This window comes from Bradyrhizobium sp. (assembly GCF_027307225.1).
Taxonomy (GTDB): Bacteria; Pseudomonadota; Alphaproteobacteria; order Rhizobiales; family Xanthobacteraceae; genus Bradyrhizobium.
Window position 1 is genome coordinate 1 of sequence record NZ_DAHUXJ010000124.1, and the last position, 13,758, is coordinate 13,758.

The 13,758-nt window shown below is 62.4% G+C and carries 16 protein-coding genes and 1 pseudogene; 12 read left to right on the forward strand and 5 right to left on the reverse strand.

Annotation, left to right across the window (positions count from 1 at the left end; translation table 11 throughout):
• Nucleotides 1–260: 260 nt before the first annotated feature.
• From M6D32_RS20980 to M6D32_RS20990, 3 genes are all read left to right on the forward strand, one after another.
• Complete coding sequence (locus tag M6D32_RS20980; protein ID WP_298259809.1) at nt 261–1,598, forward strand: hypothetical protein; 1,338 nt, start codon at nt 261–263, stop codon at nt 1,596–1,598.
• A gap of 273 nt (nt 1,599–1,871) precedes the next feature.
• Nucleotides 1,872–2,213 carry a YciI family protein gene (locus M6D32_RS20985; RefSeq protein WP_298259810.1) on the forward strand — a complete coding sequence of 114 codons (342 nt, stop codon included), beginning with the start codon at nt 1,872–1,874 and terminating at the stop codon, nt 2,211–2,213.
• Nucleotides 2,213–3,481: a DUF6596 domain-containing protein gene (locus M6D32_RS20990; RefSeq protein WP_298259812.1), complete on the forward strand. Its 1,269-nt coding sequence runs from the start codon at nt 2,213–2,215 to the stop codon at nt 3,479–3,481. Before M6D32_RS20985 ends, M6D32_RS20990 begins: the two co-directional genes overlap by 1 nt.
• Nucleotides 3,482–3,673: 192 nt before the next feature.
• Here the strand turns inward: M6D32_RS20990 and M6D32_RS20995 are convergent, their stop codons facing one another.
• On the reverse strand, nt 3,674–4,057 hold the full coding sequence (locus tag M6D32_RS20995) for a DUF488 domain-containing protein (protein ID WP_298259814.1): 384 nt from the start codon (nt 4,055–4,057) through the stop codon (nt 3,674–3,676).
• Between the two features lie 157 nt (nt 4,058–4,214).
• Between M6D32_RS20995 and M6D32_RS21000 the strand changes: the two genes are divergently transcribed.
• Nucleotides 4,215–4,820, forward strand: coding sequence for a dihydrofolate reductase family protein (locus M6D32_RS21000; protein ID WP_298259816.1), 606 nt, complete (start codon nt 4,215–4,217; stop codon nt 4,818–4,820).
• A gap of 34 nt (nt 4,821–4,854) precedes the next feature.
• On the opposite strand, the gene M6D32_RS21005 is transcribed toward M6D32_RS21000, so the two are convergent.
• The 3 genes and pseudogenes from M6D32_RS21005 to M6D32_RS21015 form a co-directional block, all read right to left on the reverse strand.
• The gene (locus M6D32_RS21005) at nt 4,855–5,259 is read right to left on the reverse strand and encodes a GFA family protein (RefSeq protein ID WP_298259838.1); all 405 of its coding nucleotides are present in this window, start codon (nt 5,257–5,259) and stop codon (nt 4,855–4,857) included.
• A 120-nt stretch (nt 5,260–5,379) separates the two neighbouring features.
• Nucleotides 5,380–5,826, reverse strand: a pseudogene (locus M6D32_RS21010) (RidA family protein); the annotation flags it as partial.
• 129 nt (nt 5,827–5,955) lie between these two features.
• The gene (locus M6D32_RS21015; protein WP_298259818.1) at nt 5,956–6,525 is read right to left on the reverse strand and encodes a carboxymuconolactone decarboxylase family protein; all 570 of its coding nucleotides are present in this window, start codon (nt 6,523–6,525) and stop codon (nt 5,956–5,958) included.
• Nucleotides 6,526–6,626: 101 nt separating this feature from the next.
• On the opposite strand from M6D32_RS21015, the gene M6D32_RS21020 reads away from it, so the two are divergent.
• Nucleotides 6,627–7,325 (forward strand): helix-turn-helix domain-containing protein, encoded by a 699-nt coding sequence (locus tag M6D32_RS21020; RefSeq protein WP_298259820.1) that lies wholly within the window; start codon nt 6,627–6,629, stop codon nt 7,323–7,325.
• A 112-nt stretch (nt 7,326–7,437) separates the two neighbouring features.
• On the opposite strand, the gene M6D32_RS21025 is transcribed toward M6D32_RS21020, so the two are convergent.
• Nucleotides 7,438–8,958, reverse strand: a complete 1,521-nt coding sequence (locus M6D32_RS21025) for a Do family serine endopeptidase (RefSeq protein WP_298259822.1) — start codon at nt 8,956–8,958, stop codon at nt 7,438–7,440.
• A 182-nt stretch (nt 8,959–9,140) separates the two neighbouring features.
• Here M6D32_RS21025 and M6D32_RS21030 point away from each other — a divergent pair, with 182 nt between their 5' ends.
• From M6D32_RS21030 to M6D32_RS21060, 7 genes are all read left to right on the forward strand, one after another.
• Entirely contained in the window at nt 9,141–9,464 is a 324-nt protein-coding gene (locus M6D32_RS21030) for a metalloregulator ArsR/SmtB family transcription factor (protein WP_298259824.1), read from the forward strand.
• On the forward strand, nt 9,461–9,892 hold the full coding sequence (locus M6D32_RS21035) for an SRPBCC domain-containing protein (protein ID WP_298259826.1): 432 nt from the start codon (nt 9,461–9,463) through the stop codon (nt 9,890–9,892). Before M6D32_RS21030 ends, M6D32_RS21035 begins: the two co-directional genes overlap by 4 nt.
• Nucleotides 9,889–10,176 carry a hypothetical protein gene (locus M6D32_RS21040; protein ID WP_298259828.1) on the forward strand — a complete coding sequence of 96 codons (288 nt, stop codon included), beginning with the start codon at nt 9,889–9,891 and terminating at the stop codon, nt 10,174–10,176. The genes M6D32_RS21035 and M6D32_RS21040 overlap by 4 nt, the downstream gene beginning before the upstream one ends.
• Nucleotides 10,177–10,182: 6 nt before the next feature.
• Nucleotides 10,183–10,605, forward strand: a complete 423-nt coding sequence (locus M6D32_RS21045; RefSeq protein WP_298259830.1) for a DUF1801 domain-containing protein — start codon at nt 10,183–10,185, stop codon at nt 10,603–10,605.
• 95 nt (nt 10,606–10,700) lie between these two features.
• Nucleotides 10,701–10,844, forward strand: a complete 144-nt coding sequence (locus tag M6D32_RS21050) for a hypothetical protein (protein ID WP_298259832.1) — start codon at nt 10,701–10,703, stop codon at nt 10,842–10,844.
• Between the two features lie 129 nt (nt 10,845–10,973).
• The gene (locus M6D32_RS21055; protein WP_298259834.1) at nt 10,974–12,770 is read left to right on the forward strand and encodes a chloride channel protein; all 1,797 of its coding nucleotides are present in this window, start codon (nt 10,974–10,976) and stop codon (nt 12,768–12,770) included.
• A gap of 117 nt (nt 12,771–12,887) precedes the next feature.
• Nucleotides 12,888–13,758, forward strand: an 871-nt coding sequence (locus M6D32_RS21060) for an MFS transporter (protein ID WP_298259836.1), incomplete at its 3' end; no start/stop codon positions are given.

Sequence of the window (13,758 nt, forward strand, 5' to 3'; positions counted from 1 at the left end):
GAATGGACCAACGCCATGGGGCAATTTGCCATCCAGTTCGGTGACCGATTTCCTCGGTCAGCGAACTGACTATCGAGGGTCAGTTCGCTGACCGCAACCACCATCACGGGGGCCTCTTACACAAAACTTCTGACATTCCCCAAAAATCGAGCGATCGTTACCGATAGTCTTACCTCGTCCTTGAGTTCAAATCCTCGCGGCAACTGAAGGAGGCTCTTGTGAGAAGTCCCAGCACGCCCATCACATCCCTCGCGACGCTGATGTCCGCACTGTCTGGCGCAGAGCCTCGCAACCTCGATCTTCAGACTTCGGTAGCCTGTCCCTATTCGATCGCGCTGCCGCCGGGATATTCGCTGACGGGGAAGGATAAGGACCGGTGCGTCCTCAGTTTCAGCAACGGAGACGGTATCGGGCTGACCGCCAACAACCAGGTTTCGGGCATCACCATCATTGCTATGCCCAGTGCCCGCGCAATCTACACGCAGGCCGGGATATCGGACATGGGCACCATTGCCCTCAGCGACCTCACCGTGACGGGACAGGTTTCGATTCTCATTCGCGCGGGAACCGATAATCTGGACCTCGTCGTGGACGGACTGCACATTGCCGCCTGCGATAGCCGCCGCTACAGCGAGCAGCCGCAGAAATATGGCGTCAACGTGTACCAGGGGGCATTGACCGTCTACAACTTCAATGGCGATGCGAACGCCCGGCTGAAGGCGTCCCTGACAAACGTCACTGTCGGAGCGCGCAATGCTCCAGTATTGGGCTCCGGCATTTTCGTCAGCGGATTCGGCGACCAAAGCGGGCTGGTGGAGCTCAAAACGCTCACGACCGGCGCGGTCTATTCCACCGGGATGCTGCCTTACGGCACGGCGGACATCATCACGGCCGGCGTCTTCATCGTTTATGGCGTCCACGCCAAACGCGTCGAGCACTTCGGTGAAATTGTCACCTATGGCGTCAATGACATGGTGCTGGACACCTGGGGCACGGTGGATCGGTGGATCGCGCACGCGCCGGTGGTCTCATATGGGCCGAGCGGCATCGGCTTCGTCAACTTCGGCACTGTGGAGGATTTCGTCGCTGAGGCCGAAGTCGTGACACACGGCCTGGGTGCGCGCGGATTCAACCAGTACGACGGCACCGTGCGCAATATTCGCTTCAAATCCATCGAGACCTTCGGCGATGGCTCAATCGGCATCCAGGTGAGCAAGCCCGTGGGCACGATCGTGGTCGACGAAGGCGTGACGACGCATGGCTCGATCGGTAATACGCTGGTTAAGGGGGTGAACATGCAGCTTCCGGCCGAGGCCTTCAGCGTGAAGCCCGGCGGAGTCGTCGAGAAACTTGTCGTCCGCGGCAACCTCGCCACTCATGGCGCCAAAGTTACGACGTACGCGGTCGAAGGCGGGAAGGTGATTGCGGTCGACATCAAGGGCAAAGTTCTCGCCCACGGACAGGGCTCCAACGCCGTACTGGTCGTCGACAAGGGCTCAACGCCACTGACCAACCTGCGCGCGCACGCCAGCGACGGCCAGGCTTTGGTCCAGGCCGACGGCGACATCACCGATCGAGCGGGCTTTTCGGTCGAGTGACCGCCACGCCACATCTGCCTCGCTGCACAAAGTTTGGAGGGGCCGTATTCGCGGCGAGGCGGTGTTGCCGATGTCCAAAATCGACCGATCGCTCCCGGTCGTCCCCTGAAACACGGCAGTTTCCGAACGATCCTTCGTAGAACTCGCGGCGACAGGGAAAGGAACGTCAGTGCCGGCACACGAGCGGTGAAAATTGTCCGCAACGGCGGGGCTTTCGCGTCATAGGAATGCCTGGGATCACCGGGTCACCTCAGAACCATAAGGAGCGGCACAATGAGCCAATTCGTGTACTTCTATCGCGGCTGGGAAGCGCCTGCTTCCCCGACCGAAATGCAGCAGCAGATCCAGAAATGGTCCGCCTGGTTCAAGCAACTCAGCGAAAGCGGGCGGCTGACGGATCGCGGCTATCCCCTCGAACGCACTGGAAAGGTCGTCGTGGGCAAGACCAAGAGCATCACCGACGGTCCGTACGCCGAAGCGAAGGACTTCGTCGGCGGCTACTCGATCGTCGAGGCCGACGACATCATGCATGCGGTCGAACTCGCCAAGGGTTGCCCGACCTTCGAGTCCGGCGGCTCGGTCGAAGTTCGCCCATTGCTGGTGATGAAGAGCTGATGGGCCAGGTCGACACGCTGGTCGACCATCTCTTCCGGCGCGAGGCCGGCCGGATGGTGGCGATTCTCACGCGCATCTTCGGGCCGGCTCGACTCGCGTTGGCGGAGGACGTCGTGCAGGACGTCCTCTGCCGCGCGCTGGAGGTCTGGAAATTCCGGGGAGTTCCCGAAAATCCCTCCGCATGGATCGTGGCGGCGGCCAAGAACCGCGTTGTCGACATCTTGCGGCGCGAAAAGACCGCGGGGGCCTTCTCACGCATGTTCCTCGATGCCAATGCCGACGATGGCATGCTTGTTGAGCAAGACATGGACGCCATGTTTCAACCGGCCGCAATCAAAGACGGACAACTGCGCATGATGTTCGCGTGCTGTCATCCCAGAATTGGCGAAGACGCGCAGATCGCGCTAGTTCTCCAGATTCTCTGTGGTCTTGGCACGGGAGAAATCGCCGCTGCGTTCCTCGCCACCCATGCGGCCATTGAAAAGCGCGTCGTGCGGGCGAAAAAAATCCTCGCCGGGTCCAAGCGCGCCCTGGAGCTGGACCCGGCTGACGTCGTTATGCGGCTTCCGACCGTGCAGCATGCACTCTATCTCCTGTTCAACGAAGGCTATCACGGAGCCAATCCGCAGCTCGCGATTCGTGTGGATTTGTGCCGCGAGGCGATGTACCTGACCGAGCTGCTCCTGGACCATCCGCCAGCGCGGACCGGATCGAGTTACGGTCTGGCCGCTCTTATGTGTCTCCATGCGGCACGCCTGCCTGCCCGCGCCAACGCTGCGGGAGGGTTTGTGCCGATGGAATTTCAGGATCGATCAAAGTGGGACCAGGACCTGATTCTGAAGGGACATTCGTTTCTCGGGAAGTCCGCCCATGGCTGGGAGTTCGGCGCCTACCAGATCGAGGCGGCGATCGCGTCGGTGCATGCGAGCGCGCCGCGCATCGAAGAGACGGATTGGGCCGCCGTCGTTACGCTGTACGATAGTCTGTCGCGCATCAAGCCGTCGGCGGTGGTGGCGCTCAATCGCGCTATCGCCGTCGGCCAGCATAAGGGCCCCGAACGCGGGCTTGAAGAAGTTCGCGCCATCGCCGGACGCGAGGATCTACTAGGTTATCCCTTCTATTGGGCGACGCTGGGTGAATTCGAATTGCGCGCGGGGCGTCAAGGGTTAGCGCTGCCAAACTTCCAGAAGGCGGAAGCGCTCGCCCGCAATCCATTCGAGCGTGCGCACTATTCCGCGCGTGCCGATACGTGTTGTCGAGAGCGTTAGGATGGACATACGAGGCGGGGCACATCAGAGAATCTCGAGATTCCGGGTCTGGTCCTTCGGACCATCCCGGAATGACAAGTCCCCTCGCAATGACGGCGGGCTGTTTGATATTGTATGATGATGGGAGATTGCGGCCCCATCCGAGGTGGCGCCGTCACCGCTTGGCTGGTGTCACCGGCCGCTCGCCCCTAGCTACCGTGCCCGCGCAGCTCTCGCCAGAACCTCGTGCAGCACGACCGCATCGTTGTGTTCTTCGTCGCGGGCGCCAAACAAGAGCGTGACGGTGCCTTGCTTGGTCAGTTTCCTGATATCGGCGAGCAGGTCTTTATGTTGGCGGAGTTCGTCCTTGTAGCGGCGCTTGAACTCGGTCCAGCGATCGGGGTCATGGCCGAACCACTTGCGCAAGTCGGGGCTTGGGGCGACGTCCTTCATCCAGTGGTCGACGGCGGCTTTCTTCTTGGTCAGGCCGCGCGGCCAAAGGCGATCGACCAGCACGCGCACGCCATCGCGAGAGGAGGCCGGCTCGTAGACGCGCTTCAGCCGAAGACGCTTTGCGGGAGCGATGGGCTTCTTCATGCCGCACTTCCTTGCTGCTGGTTGGTTCCCCGTCTGCAGATCAACGCGCCGGGTGAGGGCCGTGTCCAGCCTTTCATCGAAAATATTCGTTTGGGGGTGTCGGATGGAGCGGTCCAGTGTTCGTCCTATCGATGCGAAACGCAAGAAACGGAGCGAGATGGTGAGAAAGATCATTGCAATCACGCAGGTGTCGCTGGACGGCGTCATGCAAGCGCCCGGCGGCCCCGAGGAGGATCCGAGCGACGGCTTTGCCCACGGCGGCTGGGCCATGCTGTTCGCGAGCGATGCCGGGAGGCAGGTCATCGGCGAGATCATCACCGAGGAGTTCGACATGCTTCTGGGCCGCCGGACCTACGAGATCTTCGCCGGTTACTGGCCGAACCAAGACGACAACCCGATCGGCAAGGCGTTCAACAAGGCGACAAAATACGTCGCGACGAAGAGCCTCGACCGGCTCGGCTGGAACAGCTCGCGAGCCATCAGCGGCGACGTCGTCGACGGGCTCCGCCGGCTGAAGGAATCGGACGGGCCGGTGTTGCACATCTGGGGCAGCAGCCACTTGTTGCAGACCCTGATATCAGCCGAACTCGTCGACGAATACCGCCTCTGGGTCTTTCCGGTGGTGCTCGGCAAGGGAAAGCGGCTGTTCGAGCATGGCGCACCGCCACGCCGCCTTTCGCTGGTTTCAACGCGAAGCACGCCAACCGGCGTCCTGCTCAACACCTATCGGCCAGATGGTCCGCTTCCAACGGGTGCGGCGTGAAGCTCGCGCGCGCCCCGCGGATGTGGGCGCGCCATCACAGATGGCGCGTCTCGGCGGGTTCGTTCCACCAATTGTCGTCGCGGCCGTCGCAATACCTGACCGGCGCCGCTGCCAGTTCCGCCGGGTCGGCATTGTCGAGCGCCGACAGTCGGACGGAAACGAAATCGCCGCCGATTTCCTTGATGTGGCCGTGGCCGAAGGCGTGCACGCCGCAGGTCCGGCAGAACGGATGATGCACGCTGTTCGAGCCGAACTGGTAATCGGAGAGCGCGTCCTTGCCGGACAGCAGACGGAACGCGTCCGGCTTGATCGCGATGCCCCAGTTCCGCGTCTTGGTGCAGATCGAGCAGTTGCACTTGCCGGTACCCGCCGAAAGATCCAGGTCCGCCTCGAAACGGACCGCGCCGCAATGGCAACTGCCGGAATAGGTCTTCAGCATCTCCAATTTCTCCTGCCCGTGATTGACGGCAGGCAAGATAGCGGAGGGCTGCTGCCACCCTGGTGTCAGCATGGTGGCGGGCTGTCCCGCCAATTCCAGTTCCGCTTCGATCTCGACGGGAACGTTGAACGGCAGAGCGCCGACGCCGATGGCGACGCGCGCATGATCGCCGATCTCGGGGCCGAACACGTCCCTGATCAGCGAGGAAGCGCCGTTCATCAGCGCCGGGAACGCCGAGAAGCCGGGCGCAGGCGCGACCATGCCGTAAACGCGCAGCCATGCCGCGATCCGGTCGAGATCGTCGAGCTTTTCCTTCAGGCTGGCGAGAATGCCGATCAGCGCCACGCGCGCCGCTTGATGGCCTTGCTCGGGCGAGACTTCGGCGCCGACGCGGCCGAACGGACCCGCAACCGACCCATCGGCGTTGATTGGTACATGCCCCGAAACCAGAACGCGCTTGCCGCGGACCCTCACCAGGCTCGCCGGAACGGTGAGGCCCGGTGGCAGCGTCCACGGCGTTGGCAAGGTGATGCCGAGCTCATTCAGTCGGCGATCGATGTTCGACATGACGGGTCTTCTGGAGGTTGAAACAGTTGCGGGTGAGCGGTCTGCGGCATCGGCGCGTCTCGGTCGCGCGATTGCGCTTGCGGCGATGGCGCCGATCAGCGTCCGTCGTCGCGACGGTACGACCGGCCTTCATCTCGAAATGCGTGCACGCGTGGTTTCGTTGCTGGCGGTCGCATCGGTGGCGAAGTCGAGTTCGGTCCGCGCGATGTTGTTCATGAAGTTGGTCATCAGGAACTGCGCCACGAGGCCGGCGATCGCGATGGTTTCCGCGTCGGAGAATCCGGCCGCGCGCACATCGGCAAGGTCGCCATCGCTCACCTTGCCGCGGGTATCGGCGATGATCTTTGCAAAGCGAACGGCCGCCGCCCGTTTCGGATCGCGCGATGTGCCCTGTCGGTTGAGCGCAAGCTCGGCCGAATCGAGTTTTGCAAAGCGCAGGCCGAGGAATGTGTGCGACTGCAAGCAATATTCGCAGCCGCTGCCTTCCGAAACAGCCATGCCCATGGCTTCGATCGTCGCGATATCCATGGTCCTGGCGAGGGCGCTTTGAAGGCCGACAAAGGCGGCGAGCGTGCCGGGGCTGATTGCCATCAGGCGGAACAAATTGGGGGTCCAACCCAACCGCTTGCGGACACCCTCAAGGGTTGGGCGGGTTTCGACGGTCGTTTCATGCAACGTCGGGATAGGGATGCGTGACATCGAAGGTCCTCATTCACGATTTCGCGCGAGGAGCGGCCTCGCTTTCGCGGAACAGAGCTTAGGCGGTTGTTTGCGGTCGACGTTTCAGATATGGATGAAATATGCGCGGCGATCCCGATATAGCGACCGTAGCGGCGCTGATCGGCGATCCCGCCCGCGCGGCTATTCTGGCGGCAGTTGCGGACGGCCGTGCCTTGCCGGCGGGCGAGCTGGCGGCGTCCGCCGGTCTTTCGGCGTCTGGGGCGAGCGCGCATCTGAACAAGCTCATGGCGGGCGGCCTGCTCGCGCTCGAACGCGAGGGCCGGCATCGCTATTATCGGCTCGCGGGACCGCAAGTGGCGGCGGCATTGGAAAGCCTGTCGCTGATTGCCACACAGCCTCGCAATACGGTCGCGCACTCGCCGCAGGCCCAGGCACTTCGCTATGCGAGATCCTGCTACGACCATCTCGCCGGCGAACTCGGCGTGGGAATGGCAGTTGCCCTGGAAACGCGCGGGCTGATCGCCGCCGCCGGGCATGGCAAGCGCGTCAACATTACCCGCGCCGGTGCGGAGTGGTTCGATGCCGTCTTTGCTATCGACGTGCGTGACCTGAAGCCGGGGCGGCATGGCCTGGCGTGCCGGTGTCTCGACTGGACCGAGCGCCGCCATCACCTCGCCGGGCCGCTCGGCACGCGTCTGTTCCAGCGCTGCTGCGATCTCGGATGGCTGTCGCGCCATCGCCAGTCCCGCGCCGTCGAGCTTACCCGCAAAGGCCAGCACAAATTGCGCGAGCACCTCGGCATCGATTCGATCATCTGATGTAACTGACAATGTGGAAGAGATTTTTTATCGGGAGCGCGTTGGTACGCTACAGCACAAGACGCCCGCCGCTGCGCCTGGAGTGCGCCGCGGCGGGCTCTCTCGTCATGCGCTAGCCAATCGGCATGGCGATGAAGTGCGTGTTGTCGGAGGTCCTCACCTGCATCAACACGTCGTGCTTGCCGTTGGATTTGGCCTGCGACAGCGCCTGGCGAAGCTCGTTGCGGCTGGCAACGCTCTTGCCGCCGACACTGAGGATAACGTCGCCGGATTGCACGCCATGCTCGGCGGCGGGGCCGTCCGGATCCACGCCGGTGACCACGACGCCATTGTCGCCGGCACCGGCAACCTCGCTCGCGGGCGCCACGGACAAACCGAGGTGGGGGACGCCGCGGGTCGATCCGTTTTCGGTCTCATCGGCTTTGGCCTGCTTCTTGAAATGGTCAGGCATCTTCGCCAGCGTCACGTTGACCGTCTTCGCCTCTCCCTTGCGCAGGATGTCGAGCTTGGCGGAACTGTCGGGCGCCATCGAGGAGATCTCACGTGCAAGCGCGCGCGAATCCTTGATGCTGTTTCCATTAACCGAAGTGATGACGTCACCGGGCTGGATTCCCGCCTTGGCAGCAGGCGTGTCGGCTTCGGCCTCATCCACCAGCGCGCCTTCGGCTTTCTTCATGCCGAGGCTTTCGGCAATGCCGGCGGTGACCGGTTGCACCTGTACGCCGAGCCAGGCGCGGGTCACGACGCCTTTATCCTTGAGTTGGGCGACGATCATCTTCACGGTCGAGGCTGGAATGTCGAACCCGATGCCGACCGATCCGCCGGAGGGCGAATAGATCGCGGTGTTGACGCCGATGACCTTACCGCTGGTATCGAAGGTCGGACCGCCAGAGTTGCCCTTGTTGATGGGCGCGTCGATCTGGAGATAGTCGTCATAGGGGCTGGAACTGATCGCGCGGCCCTCGGCCGAGACGATGCCGGCGGTCACCGTGCCGCCGAGGCCATAGGGGTTGCCGACCGCTACCACCCAGTCGCCGACCCGCGGCGTTGCGGTCTCGAAGTCGACATAGGCGAAGTCCTGCTTGCCCTCGACCTTGATCAGCGCGAGATCGGTCTTCTGATCGGTGCCGATCACCTTGGCGGTGTAGATCTTGCCGTCATCGGTGGTGACCTGGACCGACTTGGCATGGTCGACCACATGATTGTTGGTGACCGCATAGCCGTCCGCCGAGATGAAGAATCCGGAACCGACGCCGGTCACCATCTGGTGACGATGCAGGTGGCCTTGCTGGCCGTCGAACTGCCGGAAGAATTTTTCGAAGGGCGAGCCCGGCATGGAAGGCGTGGATCCCTGGTCGTCCGATCCGCTTTCGTTGTTCGATTCGACGCCCTCATCGAGGCGAACGCGAACCGAAATCACCGCCGGTTTGACCTTCGCGACGAGGTCGCCAAAGCCGGTCTGTCCCGGTGCGTTCACGGTTTGCGGAGCCGGCGTCGCGGCGAAGGCCTGCCGTCCGTATCCAAGCGGTCCACCCACGACGAGGGCCGTGCCCAGCACAGCGGCCGAACACAGTAGCGTGAGGCGCCGCGCCGACCAGATCTGGCGGCGAGGCCGTTGAGTGTTGTCTGTCATGATTACATCTCCAAGAGTGTTAAGCCGATGGGCTTGATGTGGAGATAACGCCGAGCCCATTACGGCATCCTGTCGCGCGCATTAATCTTTCCTGTCGGGAAAATTAATTCGCCGTAACACGCTTGACTAATCCATAGCTGGGTGGTTATAGATTAATCCATAACCATAGAGTTATTGATAAGATGCCAAACGTCCACGATATACTGTTCCGAACGCTGGCCGACCCGACCCGGCGTGCGATTTTCGAGCGGCTCTGCCGCGAAGGCGAGCAGACGGTCGCGGCACTAACGGCGCGCTCCGGCGTTTCGCAACCGGCCGTCTCAAAACATCTCGGGGTCTTGAAGCGGGCCAGGCTGGTGCGTGACCGTCATGAAGGCCGTCAGACACATTATAGCGCCCAGCTCAATGCGCTGGCTCCGCTGATCGATTGGACGAGTCGGATGACCGGATTCTGGCAGAGCCGGTTCGATCAACTCGAAGATCTCTTGAAAAGGATGGACCAATGAACCAGCCCGCGACCGAAACACGCTCCGTCGTCGTTGAACGGGATTTCGCTTTTCCGCCGGAAAGGCTCTGGCGCGCGCTTACCCAGCCGCACCTGATCGAGGAGTGGCTGATGAAGAACGACTTCAAGCCGGACGTGGGCCATCGCTTCAATCTTCGCGGCGAGTGGGGCGGCGTCCTCGATTGCGAAGTTCTTGCCATCGAGCCGAACAAGACGCTGTCCTATACCTGGGACCATGCACATGCGGATGCCGCCTACAATCTCAAAAGCGTGGTGACCTTTACGCTGACTCGGACCGCCGCGGGCACCCACCTTCGCGTAGAGCAGACGGGCTTCCGGCCCGATCAGCCGCAGGCTTTCGGCGGCGCGAAATTCGGCTGGCAGAAGTTCCTCGAGAACCTCGATCAGTTGTTGGCGAGGCCGGAATGAGGCCGGCACTGCGTTTTGAGGGTGCGCCGGCAGAGGCAAGCCGTTTCGGCGATGGCAGGGGGACCAAATTGTTGATCAAGGATTCGACCATACGCGTGATCATTCGCTGGATTCACATCATCTGCGCGATCCCGATTATCGGCTATATTTATAGTCCGTTTCAGGTTCTGCCGGATTATGCGCCGCCGACACGGTTCGTGTTCTTTCCTGTCATGTTGCTTTCGGGGCTATGGATGTGGAAAGGTCACCTGGTTCGGCGCGTGTTTTCGAAACGATTGGCGTGAGCTTCCATGGATGCATCAAAAAAGATCGATCAGTTGATTGCCGGCATTGCCGACTGGCGCGGCAAGACTCTCGCCAGCATCCGCAAGGCGGTGCTTGAGGCGGACAAGGAGATCGTCGAGGAGTGGAAGTGGATGGGAAGCCCGGTGTGGTCGCGCGACGGTATCGTTGCCGTCGGCAACGCCCACAAGGACAAGGTGAAGCTGACCCTTATGTACGGCGCCAAGCTCGCTGACCCCGATAAGCTCTTCAATGCCGGCTTCAACGGAAATGAACGGCGCGCAATCGATTTCTTCGAGGGCGACAAAGTTGACGCGACGGCACTGAAAAAACTCATCCGCACAGCGATCGACTACAACCAGTCAAGAACGAGTAAGAAGGCGACGAAGAAAGCGCCTGTGGCGAAGGCCGCCAAAACCACCAAGAGTTAAAGGGAGCTAAGGCTGGCGACTTTTTGAGAAGATCCTATTCGCTTTGCGACGGTTAGCTAGAAGCAAACAATGCCGAAGAGGTGAGTCCCTAAGACATGTCCGACAAGACGGTCGCCGAACGTTTGCAGGTCAAAGGCGATCGCCGCCTCGCGGTGGCACCGGCCCACGGCCTCGACACGGTGAGCCAGATCGCCATTGACGACGATTGGTCGGCATTGCGCTTAAAACGCACCAAATAATCGTGGATTATATCGGATTACGATACTTTAGGCGCAATTCGCGATTGGTGCCATGCACGTGGGTGCTTGATCTACGCTGCGGTGCAGGGTAGTCAGACACGTTGATTCCCCTCCCGAAAAGCCATTTTTATGCGTCAAACGATCGACACCGCCCGCGTCGCTACGCGGCATCGCAACAAGCTCGGCGACTTCACGGCAGACCATCGTGTTCTGCTGTTGATCGGCATGGCGCTGGTCGTCGGCGGCGCCAGCGCCGGCACGGCCTGGCTTCTTCTGAAGCTGATCGCGCTGGTCACCGATCTGATCTGGTTCGGCCAGCTCAGCGTCAAAAACCTCATCATTGCGAACACCACGCGGAGCGCCATGTGGATGGTGCTGGCGCCGGCGGCAGGTGGTCTCGTTATCGGTCTGATGGCGCGGTTCGGCTCGGAGAAGATCAGGGGCCACGGCATTCCGGAGGCCATCGAGGCCATTTTGCTGGGCGGCAGCCGGATGCAGCCGAAAGTTGCCGTGCTGAAGCCGTTGTCGTCGGCGATTTCGATCGGCTCGGGCGGCCCGTTCGGTGCCGAAGGCCCGATCATCATGACTGGCGGCGCGGTCGGTTCGCTTTTTGCCCAATGTTTCCATCTCACTGCGGCCGAGCGCAAGACGCTACTCGTGGCGGGCGCGGCCGCCGGCATGACGGCGATTTTCGGCACGCCGATTGCGGCCGTCCTGCTGGCCGTCGAATTGCTGTTGTTCGAATGGAAGCCGCGCAGCTTCCTGCCGGTCGTTGCCGCGGCCATGGTCTCGGAGGTCTGCCGTCCGTTTCTGTTTGGCAGCGGCCCGCTGTTTCCGTTTACGGAGCATCCCAACATGCCGATGTGGGGCATGGCGGCCGCCATTGGCGTTGGCATTGTTGCCGGCCTCCAGTCGGGGCTGATGACGCGCCTGCTGTATGCGGCCGAAGACCTGTTCGATAGCCTGCCGCTACATTGGATGTGGTGGCCGATGCTGGGCGGATTGGTCGTCGGGGCCGGCGGCCTGGCCGACCCGCATGCGCTGGGCGTCGGTTACGATGTCATCCGGGATTTGCTCTCCGGCCATCCGACCACCCACGAAGTCAGCCGGATGCTGCTGGTCAAATCGGCCATCTGGCTAGTCGCGCTGGCCTCCGGTACCTCGGGCGGCGTTCTGGCGCCGCTGTTGATCCTCGGCGGCTCGCTGGGCTGGCTGGAAGGCCAGATGCTGCCGGGCGGCCCGTCATTCTGGGCACTGGTCGGCATGGCCGCGATGATGGGCGGCACCATGCGCGCGCCGCTCACCGGCGTGATGTTCGCGATCGAGCTGACCGGCAATGTCGAGATGCTGCCGATCCTGCTCGCGGCGACCTGCGCCGCGTTCGCCGTAACGGTGCTGTTGTTGAAACGGTCGATCCTGACCGAGAAGATTGCCCGCCGCGGTCAGCACATCACGCGCGAATACTCGATCGACCAGTTCGAACTGCTGCGCGTCGCTGACGTGATGGTGAAAAACGTCGATACGTTGCCGGTCACGATGCCGGTGGATGATGCGGTCGCTTTCTTCACCGGCGAGGACGTCAGGAGGCACAAATCCTATCCGGTGGTTACGGCGGACGGGCGCCTGGCCGGCATGGTGGCGCGCTCGGATGTCCTGCGCTGGCGTACCGAGGGCGCGCATCAGGCCGTCACGCTTGACGACCTCGTTTCCGACACGTCGGCGGTTTCGGCCTATCCCGATGACGTGATTGGCCGGGTGGCGGACCTCATGGTGTCCGCCGATCTCGGGCGCATCCCGATCGTCGATCGCGCCGATCATCGCGTGGTCGGCCTGATTGCCCGAAAAGACCTCCTGCGGATCCGTACCCTCGTCAATGCCGAGGAGCGCGATCGCAGCGCCTATCTGATGCGGGAGAGGGTTGCCTGAGCGGGTCAAACCGCCCGGCCTGGAATAAAAAAGTTCGGAAATAGGCTATTTGTGGTGTCGGCATGGGCAGCGCCCGTTCGTCTTCATGACGGACGGACGTTGCATGGGAGACCAGGAATGACCGATTTTCGCTATCGCTGGGTGATGGTTGCCGCTGGCGGGTTGCTCGGCTGCGTGGCCATCGGGGGCATGTTTTCGCTACCGGTGCTGCTGCAGACGATCGCGCGCGACACCGGCTGGTCAGTCACCGGCGTATCCAGCGCCATGACCATCGGCTTTCTCGCGATGGCCGTGACCAGCATGATGTGGGGCACCCTGTCCGACCGCTATGGGCCGCTCCCGGTCGTGTTGACCGGCTCGGTGGTGATCGCGGCAAGTCTGGCGCTGGCAAGCCAGGCGAAATCGCTGTTCGCGTTTCAGTTCTTCTTCGGCGTGATGATCGGGGCCGGCACGTCGGCGATCTTTGCGCCGATGATGGCGACCGTCACCGGCTGGTTCGATACCCATCGCAGTCTTGCGGTGTCGCTGGTGTCGGCCGGCATGGGCATGGCGCCGATGACCATGTCGCCGCTCGCCGCCTGGCTGGTCTCGCACCATGACTGGCGAACCACGATGCTGATCCTGGCCGCGGTCGTCGGTGGAATCATGGTTCCAGTCTCGCTGATTGTCCGCCGTCCGCCCGCGCTTGCCGCAGCGTCGGCAGCAGCGCCATCCGGCCCCCCCGCGCCTCAGGCCGAGATGTCGCTGGGTGAGGCGCTGCGCTCGCCGCAATTCATCATTCTGCTGGCGACAAACTTCTTCTGCTGCGCGACGCATTCGGGCCCGATCATCCACACCGTGAGCTATGCTGTCTCTTGCGGCATTCCGATGATCGCGGCGGTGACGATCTACAGCGTCGAAGGCCTCGCCGGCATGGGTGGCCGTCTTGTGTTCGGTCTGCTCGGCGATCGCTTCGGCGCGAAGCGGGTGCTGGTGACCGGCCTGTTGT

What these genes read in the sequence shown, in the direction of transcription:
- M6D32_RS20980 (WP_298259809.1), top strand. Translation starts at nt 261, where the DNA reads ATGTCCGCACTGTCTGGCGCAGAGCCTCGCAACCTCGATCTTCAGACT.
- M6D32_RS20985 (WP_298259810.1), top strand. Translation starts at nt 1,872, where the DNA reads ATGAGCCAATTCGTGTACTTCTATCGCGGCTGGGAAGCGCCTGCTTCC.
- M6D32_RS20990 (WP_298259812.1), top strand. Translation starts at nt 2,213, where the DNA reads ATGGGCCAGGTCGACACGCTGGTCGACCATCTCTTCCGGCGCGAGGCC.
- M6D32_RS20995 (WP_298259814.1), bottom strand. Translation starts at nt 4,057, where the DNA reads ATGAAGAAGCCCATCGCTCCCGCAAAGCGTCTTCGGCTGAAGCGCGTC.
- M6D32_RS21000 (WP_298259816.1), top strand. Translation starts at nt 4,215, where the DNA reads ATGGTGAGAAAGATCATTGCAATCACGCAGGTGTCGCTGGACGGCGTC.
- M6D32_RS21005 (WP_298259838.1), bottom strand. Translation starts at nt 5,259, where the DNA reads ATGCTGAAGACCTATTCCGGCAGTTGCCATTGCGGCGCGGTCCGTTTC.
- M6D32_RS21015 (WP_298259818.1), bottom strand. Translation starts at nt 6,525, where the DNA reads ATGTCACGCATCCCTATCCCGACGTTGCATGAAACGACCGTCGAAACC.
- M6D32_RS21020 (WP_298259820.1), top strand. Translation starts at nt 6,627, where the DNA reads ATGCGCGGCGATCCCGATATAGCGACCGTAGCGGCGCTGATCGGCGAT.
- M6D32_RS21025 (WP_298259822.1), bottom strand. Translation starts at nt 8,958, where the DNA reads ATGACAGACAACACTCAACGGCCTCGCCGCCAGATCTGGTCGGCGCGG.
- M6D32_RS21030 (WP_298259824.1), top strand. Translation starts at nt 9,141, where the DNA reads ATGCCAAACGTCCACGATATACTGTTCCGAACGCTGGCCGACCCGACC.
- M6D32_RS21035 (WP_298259826.1), top strand. Translation starts at nt 9,461, where the DNA reads ATGAACCAGCCCGCGACCGAAACACGCTCCGTCGTCGTTGAACGGGAT.
- M6D32_RS21040 (WP_298259828.1), top strand. Translation starts at nt 9,889, where the DNA reads ATGAGGCCGGCACTGCGTTTTGAGGGTGCGCCGGCAGAGGCAAGCCGT.
- M6D32_RS21045 (WP_298259830.1), top strand. Translation starts at nt 10,183, where the DNA reads ATGGATGCATCAAAAAAGATCGATCAGTTGATTGCCGGCATTGCCGAC.
- M6D32_RS21050 (WP_298259832.1), top strand. Translation starts at nt 10,701, where the DNA reads ATGTCCGACAAGACGGTCGCCGAACGTTTGCAGGTCAAAGGCGATCGC.
- M6D32_RS21055 (WP_298259834.1), top strand. Translation starts at nt 10,974, where the DNA reads ATGCGTCAAACGATCGACACCGCCCGCGTCGCTACGCGGCATCGCAAC.